Source organism: Petrotoga sp. SL27 (assembly GCF_002924605.1).
Lineage (GTDB): Bacteria > Thermotogota > Thermotogae > Petrotogales > Petrotogaceae > Petrotoga > Petrotoga sibirica.
In genome coordinates, this window is the sequence record NZ_JAIP01000019.1 from 23,348 (window position 1) to 50,247 (window position 26,900).

Sequence of the window (26,900 nt, forward strand, 5' to 3'; positions counted from 1 at the left end):
TTTTTATGGAAAAAGCCGAAAAAGTTATGGTTAAAGGTACCGAAGCAATAGGTGAAGCTGCAATAAGAGCAGGATGTAGATTATATTTTGGTTACCCTATCACTCCTCAAAGTGAATTAACAGAATACATGGCAAGAAGATTACCTGAGGTAAATGGAACTTTTTTACAAGCTGAAAGCGAAGTGGCAGTTTCAAATATGATATATGGAGCAGCTAGCACTGGAAAAAGAGTTATGACTTCCACTTCTTCCCCTGGATTCTCTTTAATGCAAGAAGGGGTTTCTTACATAGCGGGGGCTGAACTTCCATGCGTTTTTGTAAACGTTGTGAGAGGTGGGCCAGGATTGGGAGATATACAACCAGCGCAATCAGACTATTTTCAAGCCACAAAAGGTGGTGGGCATGGCGATTATAAGTTGATCGTGTATGGTCCTGAATCCCTTCAAGAAGCTGTTGAATTGACTATTCGAGCTTTCGATGTAGCCGATAAGTACAGAATACCGGTGTTACTATTGACAGATGGATTACTTGGTCAAATGATGGAACCAGTGAAATTCCCCAGCTTTAAAAATCTAAACACTTTACCCGATCATTCAGATTGGGCATTGACTGGAACAAAAATGCAGCGAGAACCACACAGAGTTACATCCTTTGATTTAGACCCCGTAAAATTAGAAAAAATGAATATTCAAAGACATGAAAAATACAAAACAATAGTAAAAAAAGAAAAATTATTTGAAGAATATAAATTAAACGATGCAGAAGTTGTGCTGGTTGCCTATGGAACAATGGGAAGAATAGTTAAATCAGTTGTGGATACTGCCAGAGAAAAAGGCGTAAAAGCAGGGGTATTTCGCCCAATAAGTTTATGGCCATTTCCATATGAAGAATTGGGAAGATACACTGAAAACGCTAAATTGTTCTTCACCGTAGAAATGAGTTTCGGTCAGATGTTGGAGGATGTAAGACTGGCAGTCAACGGAAAAAAACCAGTGGAATTTTATGGAAGAACGGGTGGAGTAGTTCCAACCCCAGGAGAAGTATTGGCAAAATTAATGGAATTAGTTTAAAGGAAGGTGAGATTAATGGCCTATGCAGAAAGATTTAAAGCACCAACCTCATTAAGTGAAAAAGAGTTTACATATTGTCCAGGATGTTCTCACGGAATTGTTCATAGATTGATCGCTGAAGTAATTGATGAGCTAGAAATACAAGGTAAAACCATAATGGTTGCACCTGTTGGATGTTCCGTATTTGCTTATGAATTTTTTGATGTAGATGGCACCGTAGCAGCTCACGGAAGGGCACCTGCGGTAGCTACTGGTATCAAAAGAGCAAGTCCAGATAACGTTGTTTTTACATACCAAGGGGACGGTGATTTAGCAGCTATTGGAACCGCAGAAATAATACATGCTGCCAATAGAGGTGAACTCATTACAACAATTTTTATAAACAATGCTATATACGGTATGACAGGAGGACAAATGGCACCAACTACCCTTTTAGGAATGAAAACTACAACTACCCCATATGGAAGAAAAGAAAATATTGAAGGGTATCCTATTCATGTTTCAGAGGTTCTAAAAGAATTGTCAGGAGTTGCGTTTCTAGCTCGTACAAAAGTTACAACTCCACAAGACGTAATAAAAACAAAAAAGTATTTAAAAAGGGCTTTTTATGCTCAACTCAATAATATAGGTTTTGGTTTAGTTGAAGTTTTATCAACATGCCCCACTAATTGGGGATTAACACCCATAGAATCTATGAAGTGGTTGGAAGATAATATGGTAAAAGAATTTCCTTTAGGTGTATATGTCGATAAAGTGGGAGATGTTTACTAATCATCTTATATCCCCTTGTTCTTACAAATATCAAAGGAAATAAATAAATGGAGGTGTTTTTATGTCATACCATGGATTAATAGCCGCTGGTTTTGGTGGACAAGGTGTAATGCTTTTCGGTCAAATAATTTCTTTAGCGGCCATGATTGATGGAAAATATACCACATGGCTTCCATCATATGGACCTGAAATGCGAGGTGGAACTGCAAACTGTACGGTAATAACTTCTGATGAATACATTGCGTCACCGGTGTTAGATGAACCGAATGAAGTTGCTGCGTTTAATATTCCGTCTATGATAAAATTTGAAAAAGTATTGAAAGAGAATGGGCTATTGTTGATCAACTCTTCTGTGATCGATAAAAAACCAGAAAGAGAAGACATATATTTAGTTAAAGTACCTGCTAATGAAATAGCGGACGAACTAGGTAATTTAAAAGTTTTAAATATGGTTATGCTTGGAGCTTACTTAAAAGCAACACAAGCAGTCAGCTTTGAAGCCGTAGAAGAAGCTTTAAAAGAAAAATTAACAGGGAAAAAGGGAAAATTACTAGAAATAAACCTAAAGGCAATAAAAGCGGGTATGAAAGAAACTGTAAAATAAGAAAATAAAATAATAAATGCTGGAAAATTTCCGGCATTTATTATTTTTGATGGCGGAGAGAGTGGGATTTGAACCCACGGACAGCTTTTAACCGTCACACGCTCTCCAGGCGTGCGCCTTCGACCACTCGGCCATCTCTCCATAATAGTCATTAACTTTTCCAAAATTTATTATATCATAATAATCCCTTACCGTCAACCAGCCACAGAACTAATTGTCGTTATATTTTAGATAATCCTAAATTAGGAACAACATCCAAATCTAAGGTATCAAACATGTTTCTTATATACTTTTCATACCCAGCACGACATATCATCGCTGCATTATCAGTACATAACGATTGTCTTGGATAATAGATATTCATTTTGTCTTTAAAAGCATTTAATTTTTCCCTCAACAGGGAGTTTGCAGCAACTCCTCCTGCGATCACAATGTCTTTTATATTTTCTTTTATTGCAAATTTAGTAACTTTATGAACAAGAGTGTTAATTATCGCTTCTTGAAATGAAGCTGCAATATCTTCTTTTTTCGCCTGCGGATAATCTCTCACAAAATACAAAACTGATGTTTTTAAGCCGGAAAACGAAAAGTCGTATCCTCTATCGTACAACGGCCTTGGAAAATCGTACAATTTTTGAGCATTTTTTGAAATTTCATCTATAACTGGCCCTCCGGGATAACCCAAACCCAAAATTCTTGCGACTTTATCAAATGCTTCCCCTACCGCATCATCACGTGTTTCTCCAATTATATTAAAATCCAAATAATCTTTCACCAACAAAATTGCTGTATGTCCACCGGAGACTAATAATGTGACAAAAGGAGGTTTCAATTTTGGAAAATCAAGAAAGTTAGCGTATATATGGCCCATTAAATGGTTTACACCAATTAACGGTTTACCCAAGGATAAAGACATCCCCTTAGCAAAACTCACTCCAATAAGTAAGGCCCCAATTAATCCAGGGCCAAAAGATACACTAACTGCATCTATGTCATTTGGGGTAATTTGTGCCTCTTCGAAGGCTTTTAAACTTAATTTGTACAAAACTTCGACATGTTTTCGAGCTGCAATCTCTGGTACAACTCCTCCAAATATCTTATGAACATCGATCTGCGAATAAACTAAATTAGAAAGCAATTGATCTTTACCTTTTAATATTGCAACAGCAGTTTCATCACATGATGTTTCTATTCCAAAAATGATTGGCTCTTTTTCACTTTCTCTGTTCAAGCAGTTTCCTTCCTTTTAACAGCTGGTTTTTTCTTATTTACTACCTCTTCATCTATAACAATTTTGTTAATTTTATTTTTTATCTCAGGCGCTTCATACATTATATCAAGCATTATCTCTTCGAATATCGTCTTTAACGCCCTTGCTCCTGTTCCCCGTTTCAAGGCTTGAGAACATATCTCTTTCATGGCTTCCGTTGTGATTTCTAGTTTTATACCTTCTATTTCCAACATCTTTTGATATTGCTTGAATAAAGCATTCTTTGGTTCCATAGCTATCTTAATAAGGTCTTCTTCATCCAAATCGTTAAGTGTTGACACTACAGGGAATCTACCTACAAATTCTGGAATTAATCCATACTTAATAAGATCATCTTGAACAATATTCCTTAAGATCTCACCATCTCTTTGTTTATTATTACTTTTTATGTCTGCTCCAAATCCTAAAGAAGAATCCTTTACCCTATGCTTTATTATGTCTGTTAAACCATCAAAGGCCCCTCCTGCAATAAAAAGGATCTTCGAGGTATCTATTTGGATAAATTCTTGGTAAGGATGTTTCCTTCCTCCTTGAGGAGGAACGTTAGCTAAAGTTCCTTCAACTATTTTAAGTAATGCTTGTTGTACCCCTTCACCAGAAACATCCCTAGTAATTGAAGGATTTGGTGATTTTCTAGCTATTTTATCAATTTCATCGATATAAATTATTCCTTTTTCAGCTCTTTTTACGTCGTAATCACAAGCTTGCAAAAGTCTTAGTATAACGTTTTCAACATCATCTCCAACATAACCAGCTTCAGTTAAAGTTGTTGCATCCGCGATGGCAAAGGGAACGTCTAATATCTTAGCCAAAGTTTGAGCAATCAAAGTTTTTCCAGTGCCAGTAGGTCCGATCATCAAAACGTTAGATTTATCTAACTCAACGTCGGTAATATTCTTTGAAGAAAATATTCTTTTGTAGTGATTGTAAACAGCCACAGAAATTATTTTCTTAGCTGTCTCTTGACCAATTACATATTTATCCAGCTCTGATTTAATCTCTCTTGGAGTAGGAAGAGTTTCAACCTTTGTTTCATTCTTTTCCCCGTTTTTTGCCTTATTTTCTTCAACTAACTCTTGAAAAAGATTTATACACTCATCACAGATATAAATGCCGTTTGGCCCAGCAATTAAGGCTTCTGCCTGGCTTGATGGTTTTCCACAAAAAGAGCAATACTTTTCTGACATTAATAATTCCTCCTGTTATGTGTTTCTTACTTCATATAAGATCGAGACTAATTATACCATTTCTTTGTTAAAATAACTTTATAATAAACTCATGTATTTATCCCCACTATCTGGGGCAACGGTAACAATTCTTCTCCCTTTTCCCATTCTATCCGAGAGTTTGATCGCTGCCGCTATGTTTGCACCTGAAGATATCCCCACAAATAAACCTTCGTCTTTTGCAAGTTGCTTGGTCATTTCAATAGCTTCTTCATCATTTATCTGCATTATTTCGTCTACTAAATTCATATCTAAATTATCAGGAATGAATCCCGCTCCTATGCCTTGAATCTTATGTTTACCAGGGTTACCTCCCGATATAACGGGCGAATTGGAAGGCTCTATAGCAACTATTCTAACACATTCTGAGAATGCTTTTTTCAACGCCCTTGCTACCCCGGTTATCGTTCCACCGGTTCCTACACCTGCAACAAAGGCATCCAAAGAATAGTCCATCTGTTTGATAATTTCAGGCCCTGTAGTTACTTCATGTGAATATGGATTGGCAGGATTTGAAAACTGGTTAGGCATATATCCTTTTGTTTCGTTCACAATATCTAAAGCCTTGTTAATTGCCCCTTTCATTCCTTGATCAGCGGGAGTAAGTATCAATTCGGCACCAAAAAACTTTAAGATTTTCTTTCTTTCTTCACTCATGCTTTCAGGCATAGTTAATATGACTCTATAACCTCTGCTTCTACCAATTGCTGCCAAAGCTATACCTGTGTTTCCGCTCGTAGGTTCGACAATTATATTTTGGCTCTCATTAAGCTTGTTCTTAATTTCACCATCACTTATCATAAAAAGAGCGGGCCTATCTTTTACACTACCTGCAGGATTATTTTTTTCTAATTTAACAAAAACTCTTCCTGGTTGAATAATTTTTGATAAGGTAATAATCGGAGTGTTCCCTATCGAGGTGTAAATCAAAAAAATCACCTTCCATCTTATATTGTTTGAGATTAAATCAAAAAAATTATCTTACTCTTGCAAATGTTTTCAGACGTTCCTAGATGAATTATCTAAATTACAAAATCCGAGTTTATTGTATTGTTTAAGTCATAGTAATTAGAAGACGGACAATTGGTTTTTTTGATCTTTGCTGGTATACCAACTGCCAAGGATTTAGGTGGCACATCCATTAAAACAACGGAATTAGCACCAATGACCGATTCATCTCCTATGTATATGTGTCCAAGAACCTTAGCTCCGGCACCGACCATCACATTTTTACCAACTATAGGGTGCCTTTTTCCGGTTGTAACATTTTTAGCTCCCAGAGTAACCCCATGATAGATCAACGTCCCACTACCTACACTCGCTGTTTCTCCAATAACAACACCAAAACCGTGGTCAATAACTACCCCTGGTTCAATATAAGCTGCGGGATGTATATCCATAGAATGTAATATCTTACTTAACACATATATAATGTAAGCAATAGGATATATTTTGTACCTATAAAAGAAGTTAGCAAAACGATAGGCAATCAAACCATGAAGAGAAACCGAGGTGAAAAAAACTTTCCACTTATTTTTGGCCACAGGATCCTTCTCAATGTACATATCTAAATCTTTTGACAAAGCTTTGAATATTCTCCCAAAATCCCGAAAAAAATTTAAAAAACCTTTCATTAAATCACTCCCCGGCTAAATTAAATATAACCAAAACTGTCGACATTACAACAAAATTATATCTTAATTTCTTTTCAAGAGAAAGATGTTTTTCTAAATTACTGTTAACGCTTTATCTCGGGGAGATAATTTAGTTAAGTTACCTTTCTGAACTCTTGAACTAAAAAACTGGCTTTTTTTTCGTTTTTCTTTTCTGCCAAAACTAATTCTTTGGGGGATAAGTAAAATATTATATTTTCTGACATTCTAGATAAAATTGAGCGAATTTTTCTGATATGTATCGTGATTAGATATTGATTTTCAAAAGAATAGGACAATTTAAAAGAAATTTTTGAATTATTGTTTTCTTTGTAAATGTAACTGTTTCCTTTATTTAAGAGTAAGTAGGCAATATTACTTTCAGAAAATGTTACATATAGTTTTGATAAAACCTTTTTTAATTCTTTTGTGTTCATCTCTTTTTCTTCGACAAAGCTCTTTTGCGTTACCAACAAATTTTTATTGTAAGAAGGTATGGCTGAACATATTTTAATGAATATTCCTGGCATCTTTAATACAATATCTTTTTTGTCTATACCAAACTCAAGGATAGAACTTTTTTTCAAAAGGTTTAAAGACTTAACTATATGACGGGCGGAAATAAACGGAATTTCCCTATGAAACTCCTCCCTGATATTTCCGTAAATGCTATTTAATTTATAATAATTACTCAAATACCCAAAAATTAAATTATCATTGAACGTAAAAAAGTCAATGATATCCCCTTCGTTGGCAGAAGCAGAAACAAAATCGAGTTTATTTAGAAAAGACCCTATATCTTTTTTGATTAATAAGGTAAATTCTCTACTTACTTCGATTTGTTTGGTGTCTATCTTTTCAATTTTACTATTCAATGTGATTCCTTGAATTTCGAATGAGATGAGACTATCTTCTACCGTTATTTTGACCAAAGAATCATCTTTTAATTTTTTATCCCTTATAATTCCCTTTAAGTATTGAATTGGAACGGAAGCAACCCCATCAAACGGAAGAAATTCTTTGGTAACGTTCAAATACAGCTTGGCACAACCATCTGTTGCATAAATTTTAAGGGCTCTGTCATAATAAAAGTAAGCATTTCTGAAGGAGGGCTCAACGGAACCACAGAATGCGTCAAGAAGTTTTGTAATATTTTTTAATTCACCATAAGTCAACCAACCTTCCATTTATTTCATCCTTTAAAAAGTGACATTTGATTTGTTTCCGGTAAGCCTTTCAACACGCCTAATTCTCTTAAAGTTTCCACATTCGTCTTGTTACACCCACTCTTTGCAGCAAAATCTTCTATTGATCTAAAACCATTTTCTCTTGACTTAAGAATATTCTCTGCTGCTTTTTCACCAAGATTCGGTACTTTGATAAAAGGCACAATCAGAGAGTTTCCTTCTATTAAAAATTTTTTCGAATCAGACTTGTACAAATCAACCATTTTAAAATCATAACCTCTTAGCATCATTTCCAACGCTAACTCTAATACGACCATCTCATTTTTTTTACGCACATCCAGATCCATATTACGCAGTTCAAATATCCTTTTTTTAATGGCTTCTCGACCGGAGAAAATAACTTTTAAGTTGAATTCATCACCTTTGACGGTAAAATACGTAGAATAAAACGCTAAAGGATAATGAACTTTAAACCATGCTATTCTAAAAGCCATGCTAACGTAAGCAGCCGCATGAGCTTTTGGAAAGAGATATTTAATTTTTTGACAAGAGATGATAAACCATTCAGGCACATTTAATTTTTTCATTAATTCAATGTCTTCTTCGTTGATACCTTTGCCTTTTCTCACCTTTTCCATTATTGAAAAAGCACTTTTAGGTGGAGCACCTTTGGATAATAAATAATTCATTATATCATCTCTACAAGAAATTACCTCATCTAAAGTAGCAATCTTTCTGTCGATCCAGTTTTTAGCTATCCCTGCCCACACATCGGTGCCATGGGATAAACCAGATATTCTTACTAATTCAGAAAAACTCTTTGGCCTTGTGTCTTCCAACATCATTCTGACAAAGGTAGTGCCAAATTCTGGGACCCCTAACGTTCCAACAGTTGTACCTAATTCATTTTTTAAGTCTATTTTCAACGCTTTTGTAGAGGAGAACAAGCTCAAAGTTTTTTTATCGTCCATTGGGATCGCTAATGGGTCTACTCCAGTTAAATCAGACATCATTTTAATGAATGTGGGGTCATCGTGACCAAGTGCATCTAATTTTACAAGATCGTTATGTATAACGTGGTAATCAAAATGGGTGGTTTGAACACTTGATTTAGTGTCATTGGCAGGGAACTGAATTGGTGTATAATTGTAAACTTCATCTTCTTTTGGAACTATCATTAATCCACCAGGATGTTGCCCTGTTGTTCGTTTTACCCCTGTTATCGCCTTGACTATTCGCGTTATCTCGCTATTCTTCACAATTCCTTGCTCTTCGCAATATTTTTTAGCAAAACCAAAGGCCGTTCTGTCTGCAATTGTTGATATAGTACCTGCCCGAAAAACATGGCCTTCTCCGAACATTTTTTCAATGTATTTATGCGCCATGTTTTGATAATCTCCAGAAAAATTCAAATCTATATCAGGTATTTTGTCACCTTCAAACCCCATGAATGTTTCAAATGGTATATCTTGACCATCTTTTTTCATTTTAGTTCCACATTTTTCACATTTTTTATCAGGAAGATCATAACCAGAACTTATTTCCTCATTATCAAAAAATTCTACGTTTTTACAATTTGGACATATATAATGAGGAGGTAAAGGGTTTATCTCGGTTATTCCCAGCATCGTAGCCACCAAAGAAGAACCAACAGAACCTCTGGAACCCACCAAATATCCATCCTCTAAGGATTTTTTCACTATTTTTTGAGCAATTAGATACAGTACAGCATACCCATGTTTTATGATGGATTCTAGTTCTCTGTTCAAACGGCTTTCAACGATTTTTGGTAAAGGATTGCCATATATTTCATAGGCTTTTTCCTTTGCAAGTTTTTCAATTTCTAATTCAGCGTTCTCTATCTTTGGAGGATGCAGTTTGTTACTAAGTGGCTTTATTATTTCTATCTGATCTGCAATCTCGTTAGTATTGGTTATGACAATTTTCTCTGCTATTTCTTTATCTTCAAAAATTCGTTGAGCTTCTTCTACCATCTCATCAGTTGTACGCAAGTATCTGTGTGCAGTGGAAGTTTTTCTCTTTTCTGCAACTTTTAATGCGTTGTAAAAAATCTGATCTTCTTTATCTAGGTAATGGGCGTTTGAAACCATAACAACAGGCATGTTTAATTCGTTGCCAAGGTTATATATATCCCTATAAATCTTTTTTAACTGTTCTTCTGAAATAGATCTGTCTGATAATGCATCTAACGGGGTTAATTCCAAATAATCGTAAAATTTGGCAATTTCGAGAATTTCATCATGAGATCCACCCCTGAGATAGCTTTGAAAGATTTCTCCTTCTTCTGCTCCACTACCTATCAACAAACCTTCTCTCATTTGAGATAATTGGCTTTTTAAAATTCTAGGAACTCTGTAAAAATATTTTATGTGGGCATTTGAAACTAGTTTATAAAGATTCTTAAGGCCTGTTTTGTTTTTTACTAAAATAGTCATCGTACTTGGTCGAATTCTTTTAAAATCTATGAATTTTTGTAATTTTTCAAGATCCGACAACATTTCAACATCCATACCTGCCGTGAGGCCGTTTTTATTTTTCAGTTTTGCCATTTCTATCAGTTTCAAAAACACTAAGGCGGTTATATAGGCGTCTTCATGAGCCCTATGGTGTTCAAAACTCCCAAGCTTTAACTCCTCAACTACCTTATCAAGCCCATACCCTTTCAACGTTAACAGAGATTTTGAAAGAGCTAAAGTATCAATATAAGTCTGCTCAAAGTGATCGTTATAGACCTTCCTAACCCATTCTCGTAAAAAACGGTAATCAAAGTCTGCGTTGTGGGCAACTAACACTGTACCTTCTATGAAACTCAAAAATTGAGGAAGGACTTCCTCTATAGGTCTTTCAACTTCCAACATCTGATTCGTTATACCTGTAAAATTAGTTGTAAAGTTTGAGACAGGTTTTCTGGGCTTTACTAAACTATGAAACTTAGACACTATTTTCATATTCTTTATTTTTACAGCCCCGATCTCTATAATTTCGTGCATGGCAGGCTCTAATCCTGTAGTTTCCAAGTCAAAAACAACAAACTCAGTTTCACTTATTTTCTTATCTTCCCCGAGCAAACTTATAATATTGACAAATTCATCAACGACATAGGCTTGCATACCGAAAATAGGTTTAATACCTTCAGCAACAGCTTTTTCATAAAATTCTGGAATACTCTGAACGACCCCAGAATCGGTTATAGCTACCGCTTTATGGCCCCAATTTTTTATGGTCTTTACTACTTCCCCCACATCGAGTAACCCTTCCATCGCACTTAGTTTTGAATGTAAATGAAGCTCCACCCTTTTTGTGGGGTATTTATCTTTCCTTTCAAGGGTTTCTTCTTTTAACTTAACTATATTCATAGGTCTAATTGCAAATTCATGACTAAAAGAATCGTAAAAAATAATACCTTCAATTAATACGTTATCTCCCTCATCTAATTCTTTGTTTAAATTATTAGCCGTTTCAGAAAAGGTTTTTACAACAGCGGAACTTTTTTTATCAGTAATGAAAAGAGTAGATACAGGTCCTTTTTCATTGTACTCTTTGTAAAATATTTTCCCGTTAACTACAACGTTACTTCCTTCATTTGAAGGAAGCATCGATAACGGTAGTGGTACCTTTTTAAAATCTCTCCCTATTATTACAACCCTTTCGACTTCAGCTAATTTTTTCGAGGTTTCATAATCAGAAGATAAATTACTATCTTGGGAATAATGGGTTTCATAACCTTCATCAATAAAAGTTGGTTTTAAACTTTCATCTATAATGATTTCATAAGGGATTTCTTTCCCAAGATATTTAAATAAAATATTATCCAATTCTTCTTTTTCCTTTGTTAATCGGTTTTTTACTATCGGCGAGTACGTTTTAAATACTATTTTGTTTTCTTGAGAATATTCAGGTTTTAAAAGTCTTAGATAATCTTTTAAACGAAGATTCATTATCAATTGATGCCAATTATTAACTATAAATTCAGGTCCTTCATCATTTGTAAAAGAGATTTTTACATCTCTCTTGAGAAGTCTGGTAAAGAAAAGCTTTAATGAAGCCTCATCTATATCTTCACTTAATTTCTGTAAATTGATTTCAACCTCTTTGTCTTTCACGATGATTTTCCCATTTAATTCAAAAGGAATGAACCCCACATTTTCCTTTAAGAAATCTTTAATATCCAGCATTTTTGAAGCTCCTCCTAAAATTTCCATGGCAAAAAGCCGTGGCTAACGCATCTGCTGCATCATCTGGAGTTGGTGTTTTTTCCAACTTCAATAATAATTTTAAGGTTCTCTGTATCTGCCCTTTTTCAGCTCTTCCATATCCTGTAACAGCCTGTTTTATCTGAAAAGGTGTGTATTCATAAATCGGTATATTTTCTTTTTCCAAACAAAGTAGAATAACGCCTCTAGCCTCTCCAACCTGTATAGCGGTTGCAACGTTTTTAAAAAAGTACAATTTTTCTACAGCAGATTCATCAGGCTTATAGGTTTGTATTAAATTCCTAAGTTGTTCGTCTATGCTCAGCAACCTTTTTGGAAGTTCTTCTTCCTTGCTGGTATATATTACACCATAATCGATAAAATTGAAAATGTTACCTTTTTTTTCAAGGACACCATATCCAATTCTTCCATAACCGGGATCTATACCCAGAATTACCATTTAAGATACACTCCAAATACATTCAATTTCTTCTATCTCTTTGGGGATTGCCCTTGATAAATTTTCGCATCCGTTCTCAGTTATAAGAAGATCGTCTTCTATACGCACGCCGATACCCTCTTCCTCTATGTACAAACCTGGTTCGTTGGTAATAACCATTCCTGGTTTTAAAGGCATATACTTGTCACCTACGTCATGGGTATCTAAACCCAAAAAGTGACTCACAGAATGAAAATAATATTTTGAAAGTTCTTCATCGGTTTTAATCAATCCTATCTTTTTACAACTTTCTGCTAATGATTTCTTTGCAATTTCATTCAATTCAAAAAGGGTTAAACCTGGCTTGGCTTGTGACTGAACTTCTTTCTGGGTATTTAAAACAATTTGGTAAATTTCCGCTTGCCTTGGAGAAAACTTTCTGCTTATTGGGAAAGTTCTGGATATATCGCCGCTATAGTAATTATATTGTGCTCCCAAGTCCAGCAAAACTAAATCTCCTTCTTGTATTTTTCTTTCGTTGGCAGAGTAATGTAGAATCGTGGAGTTAGGCCCTGAAGCTACTATTGGTTTAAATGCGAAATCTTTTACCCCGTTTTTTCTCAAAGAAAAATCAAAATATGCTTCGAGCTCGTACTCGTACATTCCAGGCTTTGAATTTTTTATTATGTTCAAAATTCCTTCTTTTGTAATTTCGATAGCTTTCTTAATATTTTCTATTTCTTCTTCGTCTTTAATAGTCCTCAAATCTGCTATTTTTGTTGAAATATCTTTTATACAAACATATGGAAACAATCTTTGTATTTCTTGAGCAATTTGCTTTTCTTTTGTCATATTCTCCCAATGAGGAGATTTTAAATACAAATATACATTTTTAATATTAGACCTTGATAGGGTGTCTCCAATATATCCATTGAATTCATCCAAAAAAGATATATCTTCTTCTTGAATTTTACTCAATTTAGAACAATGCTCTTTACTTGGTTTTTTACCAACCCACCTAGCTAACTTTGGATCGTTTCTTTCTATGAACAGTTTTTCAACAACTTTTGATTCGGTTTTGCTAATTACTAAATAAGCGTTTTCTATGTCCAAATCAGTAAAATAATAGAAGTTTCGATTCGGGGTAAAGTTATAGGTTTCGTCTGCGCTTTTTACTGGGCTCTTTCCTGAGTAAAGAATCAACATCGAACCTTCTTCTAAACTGTTTAATATTTTTTCTATTCTACTTTTTACATCAGCCATATCGAATCCCCCTAACACGAAAAAAATTGTTTGCTTCTAATCTACGATTTATTATATCATTAAAATGTGATACTTTCATTCTAAAGAAATTACTTTTTTAGACGATTATATTTTAGGAATCAGAATTAGACACTTTAGAAATTAAATAATTTTAAAAAACAAGATTTTGATTTTAAAAGGGTCACAGGGTGGAGCCCTCCCCGACCCAGCCGGGCGGGCTGCTGGGCAAAGGAGAGCTAAAAATGATGGAGGTATTTTAAAAATTTTTGAATTTTAGAAGTATGCTTTAAAGCAAATTTCAGAGTTTCTAAAGTCAGTATGTCAGAATAAAAAGGAGTGGTTATAATGTTTGATGATGAGAATATAAGGTTAAAAATAAGTGGGTTAAAAAGTGTTAATTTAGATATTCCTGCAGAAAAGTACAATACTTTTGAAGAGATGGTGCAAGATTATATTAACAAAACACAAGGTGTGTTGACTAAAATAAAGATCAACGAAAAAGAGATTCCCCTAAGTTATTACGATGAAATAAAAGATTCTTTTTTTGAAGGTGGAGAAGAGATAGAGTTGGAATTCACGTCAAAAAAAGAAGTTTTGTTCGATCTTATCTCCCAATCACTTGAATACATTAGTAAGGTTAGGGAAAATTTAGAAAGGGTTTCAAAAGAAGTTTTGCTTAATACAAACGAAGGGCATAAAATGCTTAACAGTATTGCAGAAGGTTTACAAGCACTATTAAACGTTATACAACAAACACGAGCTTTCAGTGACGAAGCTTTTTACAACCCTGGAGACTTAGACTACGTACAAAATGTTGTCCAAGACATAATTAAATCCCAAAGCGAACAAGATTATTTAGAACTCTCAGACATCATCGAATTCGATTTCAACGAAGTTTTGTCAACCTTTGAAACGATTTTAAAAAATGCTCAAAAAACTCTTGAAAGAAAAGGGGTGTAATTTGAATGTACAATAATAATCAAAACGCTAACTATTATTTTGAAAACAGTATAAAAACAGCTAGCCCCGCAAAATTAGTCGAATTATTGTATCAAAATTCAATCGAAAGAATAAATAAGGCAATAAAAGCTATCGAGAATAAAAATCTTTCCGAGGCTAACAAACAGATTATAAGGGTGGAAGACATAGTTACAGAACTTAACGTCTCGTTGAATCTTGAAAAAGGCGGAGAGATAGCTAAAAATCTCAGAGCTCTATACAATTACATGTATCAAAGACTGTTAGAATCAAATAACAAAAAAGATATTGAAATCTTAAAAGAAGTAAGATCTTTTCTACAAGAGCTCTTAGATACCTGGAAAGAACTATTGAAAAAAGAACTCAAAACTTCCCGCGAGTTAAACGCTAAATCTGTCGATCCTAAATTTGATCTTCAATATTAAATTAATAAATTCAAAAACCCTCCCAAATCATATACGCTTGTTGGAGGGTTTTTGTTTAATCGATTTTAAAATCTATGCCATCGTAGATTTTCAACATCTTTATTTCGTGAAGTGACGGCTCCAAAAGCCTTTCTTCAAGAATTTTATCGGTATCTATACTTACCTGTGCAATTACGTCTTCTTCATCCCCCAATTTAATGAGGGTATCTCCGTGTGGATCAACAGCTATGGAATTTCCGCAAAAAGGGATCGAATCTTCAGAGGGTTTACCAACGGCGTTTACCCCAATTGCAAACAGTTGATTATCTTGTGCCCGGGCGGATGTTCTTACCTCTACTAATTTTTCAAAACCTTTTGGAACAGCAGATGTAATTATTAGTATTTGTGCCCCTCTAAGGGCCATTATCCTATATAATTCAGGAAAAGCATGATCATAACAAATTGATAAACCTATTTTTATACCTTTCCAATCTATTATTTCTATAGACGTTCCTTCGGAAAGTCTAAACTTTTCTTTTGGAAAAACAAATATTTTTCTATACTTACCAAGCAATTTACCTGAATCATCTATTAAAATCGAGGTATCGTAATACTTACCAATTATTAACGGGTCTTTTTCTAAAATGTTTGCAACAATAGAGACATTGTATTTCTTTGCAATCCTTATAATTTCTTGAGTAGTTTCTCCTTCTGGTATTAATTCGGCAAGATTTTCAGCGTAATTGTTAATATTTTCTAGATCGTATCCTATGTTAAAAAACTCTGGTAGGATGTATAAATCCGCTTTTTTTACTTCTTTTGAAATCAATGAGTCTAGCTTTTTAAGGTTTGTTTCTTTGTCGTTCAATTTTGAACTTAATTGCACTAAACCAAATACTTTTTTCATAATGATGCCCCCAGTATTATATATAGATATGAAACTACCTAAGAGTAGCCAGTAAAAACTCTATACCTCTCCTTTTTATCCTAACATCGTTCAACTCTACAATTATATGTTCTATTTTAGAAGGATCCACATGTTCTATCTTAGATCTGTTATATAACGAGGATAACTCTAATTCTAACGCCTTCCTCATTAATTTATACTTTTCAAAAAGCAATTCGTATCTGTTAATACCTTGAGTTTCTTTTATTTTCTTTTCTAAATCTTTTATATGTTCTTTAAGATCTTTGGCTTCTCTTTCCATGTTATTTATTATACCTATATTCGGTTTTGAAAGATCTTCAGAGATATCCCACGTAAATTTAGGATATACTATGTTAACTTTTGAGCCTTCATCATCAGAAAAAGTATTAAAAGATAGCTTAGGTATTTTTAATGTTAATATCTCTTTTGGCTTGATTGTTCCATCGAATTCTTCTAATTCGTTCTCTAACAAATCGGTTTTTATTGATTTTTGAGTTAATTTTATCTTTTTTTTCTTGTGAGAAGGATTAAAAAATCGCAGAGATATCCCCTCTTCGTCTATTGAAGGTTTCATATTCACAAATTCTATGTTTTCGTCCACTGAAGAATAGAATTTATGTACCACGACAGGCTGGTTTTCTGAGTCTGAATTATTACGGTGCTTATAAAACAATAAAGGAGGATTGATAAAGGAATTTTTGTATTTCAAAAAATTATCTTTATCTGAAAGGCAAAAGGCTGCTTCAATTTTCATTTTTCTTTTTACTTCAGCTCCAGGAGTGTACATTACGGGTCCGGCGTCTCCAATTCTTCCTTTTACATTTTCGCGAGAAAGCCAGCTTACAGATCTTAATAAAATTAAAGAAACAGCTTTTTCTAAGGAGTTAGTAGAATGTGTGGTATAACTATAAATTCCTTTGGCCATAAAGGCTGCGAAATAGTCATCCTTTTCTAATCCAACGTAATCCTTCATAGGAAAAACGTTATTAAAAGAGATTTCTCTTGCAGCAACTAAAAACTTTTTCATTTCTTCTTCTGGTTCTTCATATTTTACTTCATATGGTCTTTTTACAGAATCGAAAGGTACACCCGCATTTATATCTCCATCTCCAATTAAAGCTAAAAGTAATCCATAATCTGATCCTTTTCCCAAAGAGTCAATTTCGATATTGATATAGGGCAATTCTGAAAATGTCAAATTAAGTGTGAAGTCAACTTCGTTGCTGGTAAAATCAAGAGCTATTTTGGAATAATTATCTGACTGTGCTTTCAACCTCATTTCTGAGAAAGTTAAGTTCAACTCTTTATCAAATGCAGAAGAGTATTCATCACCTTTATCTTCTACCAAAACAGCTCTGATTAAATAATCGTTATTTTCCTTTTTAATTCTAAGCTTCCCGTTTTCAACGAATGCTTTGAAATGTTCATTCTCCCAATGAAAACTATTTATAGGTTTTTCTGAAGAATTCACGTTATACTTTTTTAAATTTACTTTTGATATACTTCCTGCAGGTGCTGAAAATCTATAAAGGTTTTCTTTATTTTCGAATAATACAGGTAATTCCTGCAGATTCAAGTTTAGACAAACATAACCTAAAGGTAAAATCTGGCCTACCTTATCCAAAACTTTATTTAAAGTTGATTCAAAAATCTCTTTAATTTTATTGTATCTTTCTTCCATATCTTCATGAATCTGATCTACTCCTACTCCTCCTATGCTGTCGTGGACCAGGTTCATTATTAAATATTCCCAAGCCTTTTGTATCTCTTTATCGTCTTCAGAATTGTCTACGATAGCAATCAGGGGTTCTAATACCTTAGAGAGCATATATTCAGAATGCCAATTCATAATTTTTAAATACTGCCTTGTTGATAAACTTCCTGGAAATGTCGAAACAACGCTTCCATCAATTAGCTCACCAACGTATTTTTCTATTAAAGAAGGGTCTTCTTGTTTAAAATATCCTTGAATAAACTCATCTGGAAAAACCGCTTTTAATTCTCCATCAGTGGGATCTTCTGGAACAGGATCCAAGTCGTATCCGTTTAGTAAAGGAAGGTAATTAGTTTTCGAATATTTTTTTAGCTTGTTAATTTCCAATTCCAATCTTTTTTCCATAACTTCTGGATAATCTTTCAATCTCATAATATTCCTATAACTATCAAGTAAAAATATGCCGTGAATCTTGCTACCATCGGGACTGCTCCAAGTAAACCCGATTTTTGGAATTTTCATATTTAAACCTCTCCAGAGGAAACAACCTTCTATTTCACTTTTAAAATTAATTTGTGGAACTTGAGACGAAAAGCCAAAATTATCTAGTAACCAACCTATATTCATCACATTTCCATATTTTTTAGCCTCTTGTCCACCCAATATAATATTTCTGATTGAGCTTTCTTCAGAGACTCTCCAATCAATTTGTCCATAGTATGGGCCAAAGGCTATATTTTTAGAGTATTTTTTCAATTTGTCCTCTGCTTTTTTTCTTTCTTCTCCTTGAAAATTACTTAAATAATCTTTCACTAACAACATTTGTCCGTCTAACACAAATTTGTATTCAGGATTATTATCAATTAACTCGAAGAGTTTTTGAAATAAACTAGGTAACATTTTTTTTGTTATATCCGCAGGAGCGAACCATTCTCTATCCCAATGTGTGTGTGAAATGATATGGTACATCTCTTCACCTCCAATTATCCTTTAATTGAACCAGCCTGTATCCCTTGTAACAGTTGTCTCTGAAAAAATATTATAATTATCAAAATTGGGATCATACCAATTACAATAGCTGCGCTGAGTAAACCCCAATCTATACTGTATAATCCCAAGAATCTGTACATCGCAACTTGGAAAACCGTCTTACTGGGCGAACTTATTAAAATCATAGGTAAAACGAATTCATTCCATGCAAATCTGAAAGTGAATATAAAAGATATACTTAAACCAGGCCAAGATAATGGCATTATTACCTTAGTAAATCTCTGCATGGTTGTAGCTCCATCAAGAGCTGCCGCCTCTTCTAAAGAAACGGGAATGGTATCAAAATGGTTTTTGAGAATAAAAATATTCAAGGGTATTATTAAAACCTGGTAAGCCAAGATTACTCCCGCATATGTATCTAATAAACCCATCCTCTGAAATATCAAATATAACGGGATTGTGTTCATAGTTATAGGAATCATAAAAATTCCCATCACGGCAGCTAAAAGCTGCTTTTTGCCTCTGAAGTGGTACCTTGAAAAGGAAAATGCTGCTAACGCAGAAATTATAACACATAGTAAGGTCGCTGGAACCGCTACTATAATACTATTCAGAAAACTTCTTATCATTTGATCATCTTGAAAAAGCAATTTATAATTTTGAAAGGTAACTTCTTCAGGAATTAAACTAGGAGGAAATGCTCTTGCTTCCTCTGGTGTTTTCAGCGAAGTAACAAACACCCAAAATATAGGCATTATTGTATAAATAGCGAAAATAACAAGAATGATAAATAGTATAACTCTAATTGTTTTATTCTTTTTGGTCATGCCTCCTCACCTCTCAATGCTCCTAGATAAAGGAAAGAAACTATCAAATTAATAATAAGTAGAACTAATCCTATTGCCGCACCAATTGATAGATTACCTTGTTCAAAACCTTGTTTATACATATACAAGGATGCCGTTGTAGTGGACATTAAAGGCCCTCCTCCCGTCAATACCAATTGAAGATCGAAAAGGTTTACACTCCACATAGAAGTAAGGATCAAATTTATCCCCAAAAAAGGTGCCAACAAAGGCAATGTTATATTGAAAAAACTTTGAAGTGGGTTAGCACCATCAATTTTCGCAGCCTCATACAAACTTCTATCGATTGTCAACAACGAGGATTCTTGAAAAAGTATAGAAAACGGTGTGCCGAACCATATGTTAGCTATCAATAAGGATATCAAGGCCATGTTTGGATCTGATATCCAATTTACAGGCTGCATTCCTAACCTCATTAGCAGACCATTTATCAATCCAAAATAATCGTTGTACATCCACTGCCAGGAAAACCCAACAATAGTAGCGGATAAAAGCCATGGAAGTATAAAAAGAACTCTAAAAAATTTAGTCCCCCAAACTCTTTCAATTAAAATTCTGGCGATTAAAAAGCCTATAAAAATTTGAAAAAATACTGATCCTAATACAAAAAAGAGTGTAACTTTCAAAGATTGTAGGAAATATTCATTTTGAAAAATTTTTACCCAGTTTTGGAAACCAACAAAAGGCCAAACGTCATTTATATTAGTAGTTTTTACATCATGCATCGATATGGTTAGATTCCAAAATACAGGAAAAATCATTAAAAAGAACATTATGCTCAAAGCAGGGAGTAATAATAAAAAAGGCATCCATTTTTTCTTTTGCATCGGTTCACCACCTCCGTCTCTTTCTTACTTAGTATCTTCAGAAACTCTGAAGCCTACTTTAAACCATATTTCTATATTTCAAAAATTTTTTAAATACCTCCATCATTCTAGCTTACATACAATCTGCTTTAGCTTTCCTTTGCCCTGCAGCCCGCCCGGATGTGTGGGAGAGGGCTCCACCCTGTAACCCTTTTAAAATCAAAATCTTATTTTTGAAAATCTTTTTATGTTCTAAAATGTTTATCTCTTACTAAAAGCAGCCTCCTTTAAAGAAGGAGGTCTGCTCTGTTAAATTTTTACTTTTCGAAATTCCCTTAGAAAATCAAAATTTCTTCAACCTTCTTTGAGGCATCTTTCAAGGCATCTTTCGGAGTTTTTACGCCATAATAGACTTCTTCTATTGCTATTCGCAATGTCTCGGCTATTTGTGGATATTCAGGAATATTAGGTCTTCCTTTTCCAATCGCAACCGCTTTCATAAGATCTTCGAAGAAGGGTATCTCATTTTCAAGAATCGATTTGTAAGGATCTTGTTCGGCTATGGTTTTTTGAGTGGGCAAGTAAACGTATTTAGCCAAGACAGGAGTTAAAACTTCTGGATCTAGCATTATAGTCATCAATTCCCAAGCTAACTCGGGATGTTCAGATGTTGAAGGAATAGCCAACAACCAACCACCCATCATCGTCGAACTTTTCATACCCTCTTCAGGAACTGGAAATCCTGGTATCATACCAATTTGATTAAAATCAAATCCTTCGGGGAATTTCCCTAACAACCAACTTCCTTCAATCATTACGGCAAATCTCTTATCAGCAAATTCTTGACCCCATCGATGCTGTACTTGTGGCCTTATACCTGCCTCTACCTGATCTCTCAAGAAAGCTAGTGCCTTTACCCCTTCCTCGCTATAAAAAGCTGGGTAATACTCCCCATCTTTCTGTTCGAGAATTTCTCCACCATTCATCCATAGATATGGAAACCACATATCAGGCGAATGACCAGCACCAACCAAATGCATCGGTAATATACCCTTTTTCATAGTAACAGGAGCTAATTTCTTATAGGCCTCGATGTATCCATCCCAAGTTTTCAGCATTTCGGGATCTACGCCTGCTTCTTCTAACAAATCTTTCCAATACCAAGTTACCCGTGCGTCTGTCCAAGTCCAGATACCGTAAAACTTGCCATCAAATTTTGAACCGTCTACGTTTGCAGGATAAAATTCACCAATTCTTCCCCAAGAGTTAACTTCTTTTGTGATATCTTTTAGAAAACCCGATTGTGCTAACTCTCCCAACCATATTTGATCGACTGAAACTAGGTCTCTCGGAGTTTTCCCCGCAGTTAGAGTGATAAGTTTAGACCTTGCATCACCGTAGGGAAGCACTTCGTAATCCATCGTGATATCCATATCTGGATGTCTTTTGTTCAACTCTTCTAAAGCTACTGATATCAACGCCTTCCACCTATCTCCAGGAGCGGCAAATGTTCCACTTAAAACAACCTTTTCCACCGCCAAAGCCATACTTGAAAAAACTACAACAAACAACAAAAAACTCACTAAAACCTTCTTACTCATCTTGATCCCTCCTCACTTGATTTTTTGGCCGGTTGAATCTCGCCATACAAGTTCAACCGGCAAAGTAATTTTGAAATCCTCACTATTATTTTCACCCTGGATGATTGAAACTAAATATTTTGCCGCGACCTCACCCATATTTCGTAAAGGTTGCCGTACAGTGGTGAGACTTGGAAATATACTTTGCGCTATCGGTCTATCATCAAATCCATATAATTTCATTTTTTCAGGTACTGAAAGACCTCTTACTTGCAACGCTGTCAAAGTACTTACGGCTACAATATCGTTACAACAAAATATCGTATCTACATGGTTCTTCAAACATTTATCTATAGCCCTGTCTATCTCATTTTTCCCAACTATTTCGCTATAAACAGGAATATTATGCTCTTTACATGCATCGAACATTCCGTTATATCTTTCTTTCACGGAGCTAATAGAAAAATCTTCTTCAGAGAAAAACATTGTAGTTTTTACTGTTGAATTTTGAATAAGCTCTTTTGTCAAGTTATATGCACCTAAGTAATTATCAGACTGAACGAGTGGTTTTCTAATATTGTTAACTGTTTTATCCACAAAAACCATAGGAACCTCTTTTTTTAATAACCTTTTGAAAATTTCATCTTCTACTAATTCTTTTGTGGGAAGGATTATATATCCTTTAGGGTTAGAAGAGAGAATATATTTCATTTTTAATTTTGTTATAGCAGAATTAGAATCTATGAACTGAACGAAAGGTTCATATTCTGTGTTGTGATAAGCCTTTTCAATCCCCGCCAATATCTCAAAAGACAAATATTCATGTGAAATAGGAAGAACAACACCTATCTTGTTTCTTTCTTGCATTGAATTTGAAAATGACCCTTTTATAGGGGAGACAAACGTCCCCAAGCCCTGAATCCGATAAAGATAACCTTCAAAAACTAATTTATCGAGTGCTTTTCTAACAGTTTCTCTACTTACTTTAAATTCCTTGGCTAAGGCCTTTTCTGATGGTATCTGTTCATCAGGTTGATATGTTTCGTTTTCAATATTTGTTATCAAAAACTCCTTTATTTTTTCGTATTTTGGTTTGCTATTCATATTCTTTTTTCTCCTTAGGTACGTACATGTCTAGACATATTATACCAATACATTTTAAATAAACAAAATCCGATTAACGGCAACTAGATCCATTTAGAGGTAATTATTTGCGATTAGATAGATTTTTCTCCGTTTTTTGAAGAATTAGAAAAAAATATCACAATAATAGTATAATTAAAAAACCTGCCAACCTTCAAAGTGGATTAGGACGCAAAGAAAATAAGAACTTTTTCCTTATGGGTGGGCTGCGGGGCGAAAGGGCGCTATATACAATGTTTTAGAGTTCCTAAGTCCAAAAAATAACAAAAAATTGAGGAGGAAATATTTTGACTAACTTCAAAGAACAAGCTCATAAGATCCTAGAAGAAAGTCTTGTAATCGATGCACACTTTGATTTACTAATGGATGTAGCAAATCAAAGGAAATTTGGAATTCACAAAGTTATAGAAAACGATCATCTCGACAATTTTCGCAAAGGTGGATTAAATGCCGTAGTTTCCTCTTTGTTTATCGAAAGTTTTTTAACCCCTGAAATCTCATTAAGAGAGGCTTTAGATCAAATTAGCTCACTTTACCAGGAATTAGAAGAATCAAGCGATTATTTAATGTTATGTAAATCATACGAAGATATGATTAAAGCAAAAGAAAATAATAAAATCGGAATATTTTTATCTTTTGAAGGTGTCGAGCCCTTAAACAACGATTTAGATTTACTCGATATCTTTTACCGTTTAGGTGTGAGATTTGTAGGATTAACCTGGAGCAGAAGGAACTTTGCAGGTGATGGAAGTAAGTTTTTACCGCCAGATCCAAAGAAAAATTCTAACGGTTTATCTGATTTTGGAAAAGATTTAGTCAAAAAAGTTCAAAGTCTAGGAATGATAATAGATGTTAGCCATTTGAACGACAAAGGATTTTGGCAAGTTATTGAGATTACTAAGGGACCTATAATAGCTTCCCATTCTAATTGTAGAAAGATAGTAAACTTAGAAAGAAATCTCTCTGATCCACAAATAAAGGCTATAGCAGATACCGACGGGGTAATAGGAATAAATGCCTTGAACAAAATCGTTGCCAAAGATCCAGAAAAAGCCAACGTTGGCGATTTGGTTAAACATATAGATCACATTGTAAATTTAGTGGGCATTGAGTATGTAGGTTTGGGTTTTGATTTCTGTGAGCATCTAAAAAAATTCAATCCCCAGTTTGTTAATGAACTAAATCCATCTCCATCTTTTCAAGTTTTAAATAACCATTCAAACATAGTATTACTCGTTGAGAAACTACTGCAAAGGGGATACGGTGAAGAAGACATAAAGAAGATATTGGGAGAAAACTTTTTACGTGTGTATAAAAAAGTACTAATTGATTAAAATTATTAACGTAATAAATTCCAAAAATATGATAAAATAAAAAAGAGAGTCTATTTGAGGGAGATAACAGATGCCAGGATATTTAACACACATTATCTTCGGTCACAAGATTTTTCCAGAGAGTTTAAAAAATGTGAAAATGTTTAACCTTGGACTGATGGGTCCAGATATTTTTTATTACAATATTTCTGATCCCAAATATCACATTATTGGTGAGACTTTGCATAATGTTGATTTAACAAGGCTTATAAAAGAAATTCAAAAGGAAAGCCCTGAGTATGCTTTAGGTTTATACTTACATTCTTATCTTGATCTGAAATTACATCCGCGAATAAATATTATAGAAAGAAATACCGGCAAATCACATACCAAAGTAGAAACTTTGATCGACGCAGCTTTATTAAAAAAAGAATGGAACACCACCATTTTCAGGTTAGACAAGCATTTTTTCCCTAATAAATTACCAGCTAGATTTATGAGGATTTTCGATGAAGTGCTTTACTACTATTACGAGGTAGAAGATGTAAATATCAAAAGTTTGTATGAAATTTTTTTGAAAAACTTTTTATTCTTATACAAGTGGTATCCTATCAAAGCCGTTGCTTCGTATGTTCTTTACGTTGTTTCCATGGGAAGATTCAATTACAAGGACTATTTTATATTTAGAACCCCTTCTTTGGATATTCTGAATGATTTTGGAGTAGAAACATTGTGGAAAGAGTCTTTAAATGAAATTGATCAACTATTATCCGAAAGATTTTAATCAAAACTTACAGAAAAAGGGATGTGAAACTTTAATATGGCTACAGGTAATTTAGTAGTAATTGTAGGACCAATGTATTCTGGCAAAACTTCTGAATTAATCTCTTTCATTGAAATTTACACCCTTGGGAAAAAGAAGATAAAAGTTTTTAAACCTTTATTAGATAACAGATATAACGAAACTTCTATTGTATCTCATTCAAATACATCCGTTAAAGCCATCCCCATCAATAATTCTGCTGAAATTCTGCCTCGACTTGATGGAGACGAAAAGGCGATTTTTATAGATGAAATTCAGTTTTTAGACGAAACACTTAGAGAAGTGGTTGTCGAGATGATCAATTCTGGTAAGGATGTTTATTGTGCAGGTCTGGATTTGAGTTATAAAAATAATCCTTTCAAAGTTACTTCGCTTTTAATGTCTCATGCGGACACTGTGATTAAAAAGAAAGCGGTCTGTCATGAATGTGGAGAATACAGGGGTACAATGACTTACAAAACTGTGGAAAACGGTGGAGAAATCGATGTTGGCGGATTTGAAAAATATATCGCTGTATGTAGAGATTGCTACTTAGAGTTGAATAAAAACAAACAGAATCAAAACAAATCACAGAATCAAGGGGGTTGATCTATGCGAATTACAAGTATCTATGACAAAGTTGAATTAGCGAACAAAGTGAAAATTCCTTGGTTGGGTTATGGGACATACAAAGCCCATGGAGATGAATTGATAGAGGGTGTAAAGCACGCTTTAAGTATAGGATATAGGTTGATAGATACCGCTGAAATGTACGAAAACGAAGAAGAGATAGGTAAAGCCATTAGACAAAGTAAAATACCAAGAAATGAAATTTTTATAACCTCCAAAGTATGGAATACGAATCAAGGTTTTGAAAGTACTTTAAACTCTTTTGAGAATTCCTTAAAAAGATTGGGAACAGATTATTTAGATTTATATTTAATACACTGGCCTGTAAGTGGAAAATACTTAGAAACATGGGAAGCTCTTGAAAAGTTGTATAAAGAAGGTAGAGTAAGGGCTATAGGTGTGAGTAACTTTTTAATTCATCATCTTCAAGATATAATAAACAACTGTGAAATTACACCTATGGTTAATCAAGTAGAATTTCATCCATACTTATTGCAAAGAGATCTTCTGGATTTTTGTCAAAAAAACAAAATACGACTTGAGGCTTGGAGTCCTTTAATGAGGGGAAGAGTTCTAGACATACCTCAGTTAATTGATATAGCAAAAAAGTACAAAAAAACTCCTGCACAAATAGTATTAAGATGGGACTTACAACATGGTGTGGTAACTATTCCCAAATCTGTACACAAAGAAAGAATAAAAGAAAATGCCGATATTTTCGATTTTGAACTAACAGAAGAAGAAATGAATATAATAGACAATTTAGACCAGAATAAAAGATTTGGAGCAAATCCCGATGATTTTTAAGAGTAACATAGGTTTTAAAAAGATTAATTGATTTTTCAACAATGAAGTGCTATAATATGAAAGCATCATTACAGGAGGCTGGGTCCTGCGCAATAGGAACCCGTGAAACTGGTCAGGCCCGGAAGGGAGCAGCCATAAGCGGAGATTTCTATGTGCAGCAGGGAAACCCGGCCATCTTTAATAATTTTGGAGGTACGAACAAATTGACTCGACGAAAGAAAAATAAAAACGAATATGAAGATA

23 protein-coding genes, 1 tRNA gene and 1 other RNA gene are annotated in these 26,900 nt (G+C 34.2%); 10 read left to right on the plus strand and 15 right to left on the minus strand.

Annotated features, from left to right (window positions below; all coding sequences use genetic code 11):
- Positions 1-5: 5 nt before the first annotated feature.
- From AD60_RS07405 to AD60_RS07415, 3 genes are all read left to right on the plus strand, one after another.
- Positions 6-1,070: a 3-methyl-2-oxobutanoate dehydrogenase subunit VorB gene (locus AD60_RS07405; RefSeq protein ID WP_103927536.1), complete on the plus strand. Its 1,065-nt coding sequence runs from the start codon at positions 6-8 to the stop codon at positions 1,068-1,070.
- 15 nt (positions 1,071-1,085) lie between these two features.
- Positions 1,086-1,841, plus strand: a complete 756-nt coding sequence (locus tag AD60_RS07410; protein ID WP_103877156.1) for a thiamine pyrophosphate-dependent enzyme — start codon at positions 1,086-1,088, stop codon at positions 1,839-1,841.
- Between the two features lie 61 nt (positions 1,842-1,902).
- Positions 1,903-2,445 carry a 2-oxoacid:acceptor oxidoreductase family protein gene (locus AD60_RS07415; RefSeq protein ID WP_103877157.1) on the plus strand — a complete coding sequence of 181 codons (543 nt, stop codon included), beginning with the start codon at positions 1,903-1,905 and terminating at the stop codon, positions 2,443-2,445.
- A 50-nt stretch (positions 2,446-2,495) separates the two neighbouring features.
- Here AD60_RS07415 and AD60_RS07420 read toward each other — a convergent pair.
- From AD60_RS07420 to AD60_RS07460, 9 genes are all read right to left on the minus strand, one after another.
- Positions 2,496-2,586: transfer RNA gene (locus AD60_RS07420), tRNA-Ser, on the minus strand.
- Positions 2,587-2,665: 79 nt separating this feature from the next.
- Complete coding sequence (gene tsaD, locus AD60_RS07425; RefSeq protein WP_103877158.1) at positions 2,666-3,676, minus strand: tRNA (adenosine(37)-N6)-threonylcarbamoyltransferase complex transferase subunit TsaD; 1,011 nt, start codon at positions 3,674-3,676, stop codon at positions 2,666-2,668.
- Entirely contained in the window at positions 3,673-4,902 is a 1,230-nt protein-coding gene (gene clpX / locus AD60_RS07430; RefSeq protein ID WP_103877159.1) for an ATP-dependent Clp protease ATP-binding subunit ClpX, read from the minus strand. Before clpX ends, tsaD begins: the two co-directional genes overlap by 4 nt.
- 78 nt (positions 4,903-4,980) lie before the next feature.
- The gene (gene cysK / locus AD60_RS07435) at positions 4,981-5,871 is read right to left on the minus strand and encodes a cysteine synthase A (RefSeq protein WP_103877160.1); all 891 of its coding nucleotides are present in this window, start codon (positions 5,869-5,871) and stop codon (positions 4,981-4,983) included.
- A 92-nt stretch (positions 5,872-5,963) separates the two neighbouring features.
- Positions 5,964-6,575: a serine O-acetyltransferase EpsC gene (gene epsC / locus AD60_RS10625; protein WP_103877161.1), complete on the minus strand. Its 612-nt coding sequence runs from the start codon at positions 6,573-6,575 to the stop codon at positions 5,964-5,966.
- Positions 6,576-6,709: 134 nt separating this feature from the next.
- Entirely contained in the window at positions 6,710-7,780 is a 1,071-nt protein-coding gene (locus tag AD60_RS07445; protein ID WP_103877162.1) for a hypothetical protein, read from the minus strand.
- 5 nt (positions 7,781-7,785) lie between these two features.
- Positions 7,786-11,976: a PolC-type DNA polymerase III gene (locus tag AD60_RS07450; RefSeq protein ID WP_103877163.1), complete on the minus strand. Its 4,191-nt coding sequence runs from the start codon at positions 11,974-11,976 to the stop codon at positions 7,786-7,788.
- Positions 11,963-12,454 carry a crossover junction endodeoxyribonuclease RuvC gene (gene ruvC / locus AD60_RS07455; protein WP_103877164.1) on the minus strand — a complete coding sequence of 164 codons (492 nt, stop codon included), beginning with the start codon at positions 12,452-12,454 and terminating at the stop codon, positions 11,963-11,965. The genes AD60_RS07450 and ruvC overlap by 14 nt, the downstream gene beginning before the upstream one ends.
- Positions 12,455-13,696, minus strand: coding sequence for an aminopeptidase P family protein (locus AD60_RS07460; RefSeq protein ID WP_103877165.1), 1,242 nt, complete (start codon positions 13,694-13,696; stop codon positions 12,455-12,457). It abuts the gene before it with no gap.
- A gap of 345 nt (positions 13,697-14,041) precedes the next feature.
- Here AD60_RS07460 and AD60_RS07465 point away from each other — a divergent pair, with 345 nt between their 5' ends.
- Together AD60_RS07465 and fliS are read left to right on the plus strand one after the other, a co-directional pair.
- Positions 14,042-14,656 (plus strand): hypothetical protein, encoded by a 615-nt coding sequence (locus AD60_RS07465; RefSeq protein ID WP_103877166.1) that lies wholly within the window; start codon positions 14,042-14,044, stop codon positions 14,654-14,656.
- A gap of 5 nt (positions 14,657-14,661) precedes the next feature.
- The gene (fliS, locus tag AD60_RS07470; RefSeq protein WP_103877167.1) at positions 14,662-15,099 is read left to right on the plus strand and encodes a flagellar export chaperone FliS; all 438 of its coding nucleotides are present in this window, start codon (positions 14,662-14,664) and stop codon (positions 15,097-15,099) included.
- A gap of 55 nt (positions 15,100-15,154) precedes the next feature.
- Here the strand turns inward: fliS and AD60_RS07475 are convergent, their stop codons facing one another.
- The 6 genes from AD60_RS07475 to AD60_RS07500 form a co-directional block, all read right to left on the minus strand.
- The gene (locus AD60_RS07475; protein ID WP_103877168.1) at positions 15,155-15,985 is read right to left on the minus strand and encodes a carbon-nitrogen hydrolase family protein; all 831 of its coding nucleotides are present in this window, start codon (positions 15,983-15,985) and stop codon (positions 15,155-15,157) included.
- A gap of 34 nt (positions 15,986-16,019) precedes the next feature.
- Positions 16,020-18,689, minus strand: a complete 2,670-nt coding sequence (locus tag AD60_RS07480) for a glycosyl hydrolase-related protein (protein ID WP_103877169.1) — start codon at positions 18,687-18,689, stop codon at positions 16,020-16,022.
- Positions 18,690-18,703: 14 nt separating this feature from the next.
- A complete protein-coding gene (locus AD60_RS07485) occupies positions 18,704-19,537 on the minus strand; it encodes a carbohydrate ABC transporter permease (protein WP_103877170.1) in 834 nt (277 codons plus the stop codon).
- Complete coding sequence (locus AD60_RS07490) at positions 19,534-20,403, minus strand: carbohydrate ABC transporter permease (RefSeq protein WP_103877171.1); 870 nt, start codon at positions 20,401-20,403, stop codon at positions 19,534-19,536. Before AD60_RS07490 ends, AD60_RS07485 begins: the two co-directional genes overlap by 4 nt.
- A gap of 314 nt (positions 20,404-20,717) precedes the next feature.
- The gene (locus AD60_RS07495) at positions 20,718-21,983 is read right to left on the minus strand and encodes an ABC transporter substrate-binding protein (RefSeq protein ID WP_103927537.1); all 1,266 of its coding nucleotides are present in this window, start codon (positions 21,981-21,983) and stop codon (positions 20,718-20,720) included.
- Between the two features lie 12 nt (positions 21,984-21,995).
- Entirely contained in the window at positions 21,996-23,066 is a 1,071-nt protein-coding gene (locus tag AD60_RS07500) for a LacI family DNA-binding transcriptional regulator (protein ID WP_103877173.1), read from the minus strand.
- A 326-nt stretch (positions 23,067-23,392) separates the two neighbouring features.
- Between AD60_RS07500 and AD60_RS07505 the strand changes: the two genes are divergently transcribed.
- The 5 genes from AD60_RS07505 to ffs all read left to right on the plus strand — a co-directional run bounded on the left by AD60_RS07505 (position 23,393) and on the right by ffs (position 26,833).
- Complete coding sequence (locus tag AD60_RS07505) at positions 23,393-24,439, plus strand: dipeptidase (protein ID WP_103877174.1); 1,047 nt, start codon at positions 23,393-23,395, stop codon at positions 24,437-24,439.
- A gap of 70 nt (positions 24,440-24,509) precedes the next feature.
- The gene (locus AD60_RS07510) at positions 24,510-25,202 is read left to right on the plus strand and encodes a hypothetical protein (RefSeq protein ID WP_103877175.1); all 693 of its coding nucleotides are present in this window, start codon (positions 24,510-24,512) and stop codon (positions 25,200-25,202) included.
- A gap of 36 nt (positions 25,203-25,238) precedes the next feature.
- The gene (locus AD60_RS07515) at positions 25,239-25,829 is read left to right on the plus strand and encodes a thymidine kinase (RefSeq protein ID WP_103877176.1); all 591 of its coding nucleotides are present in this window, start codon (positions 25,239-25,241) and stop codon (positions 25,827-25,829) included.
- A 3-nt stretch (positions 25,830-25,832) separates the two neighbouring features.
- Positions 25,833-26,657: an aldo/keto reductase gene (locus tag AD60_RS07520; RefSeq protein WP_103927538.1), complete on the plus strand. Its 825-nt coding sequence runs from the start codon at positions 25,833-25,835 to the stop codon at positions 26,655-26,657.
- A gap of 76 nt (positions 26,658-26,733) precedes the next feature.
- Positions 26,734-26,833, plus strand: an RNA gene (gene ffs, locus AD60_RS07525) — signal recognition particle sRNA small type.
- Positions 26,834-26,900 lie beyond the last annotated feature (67 nt).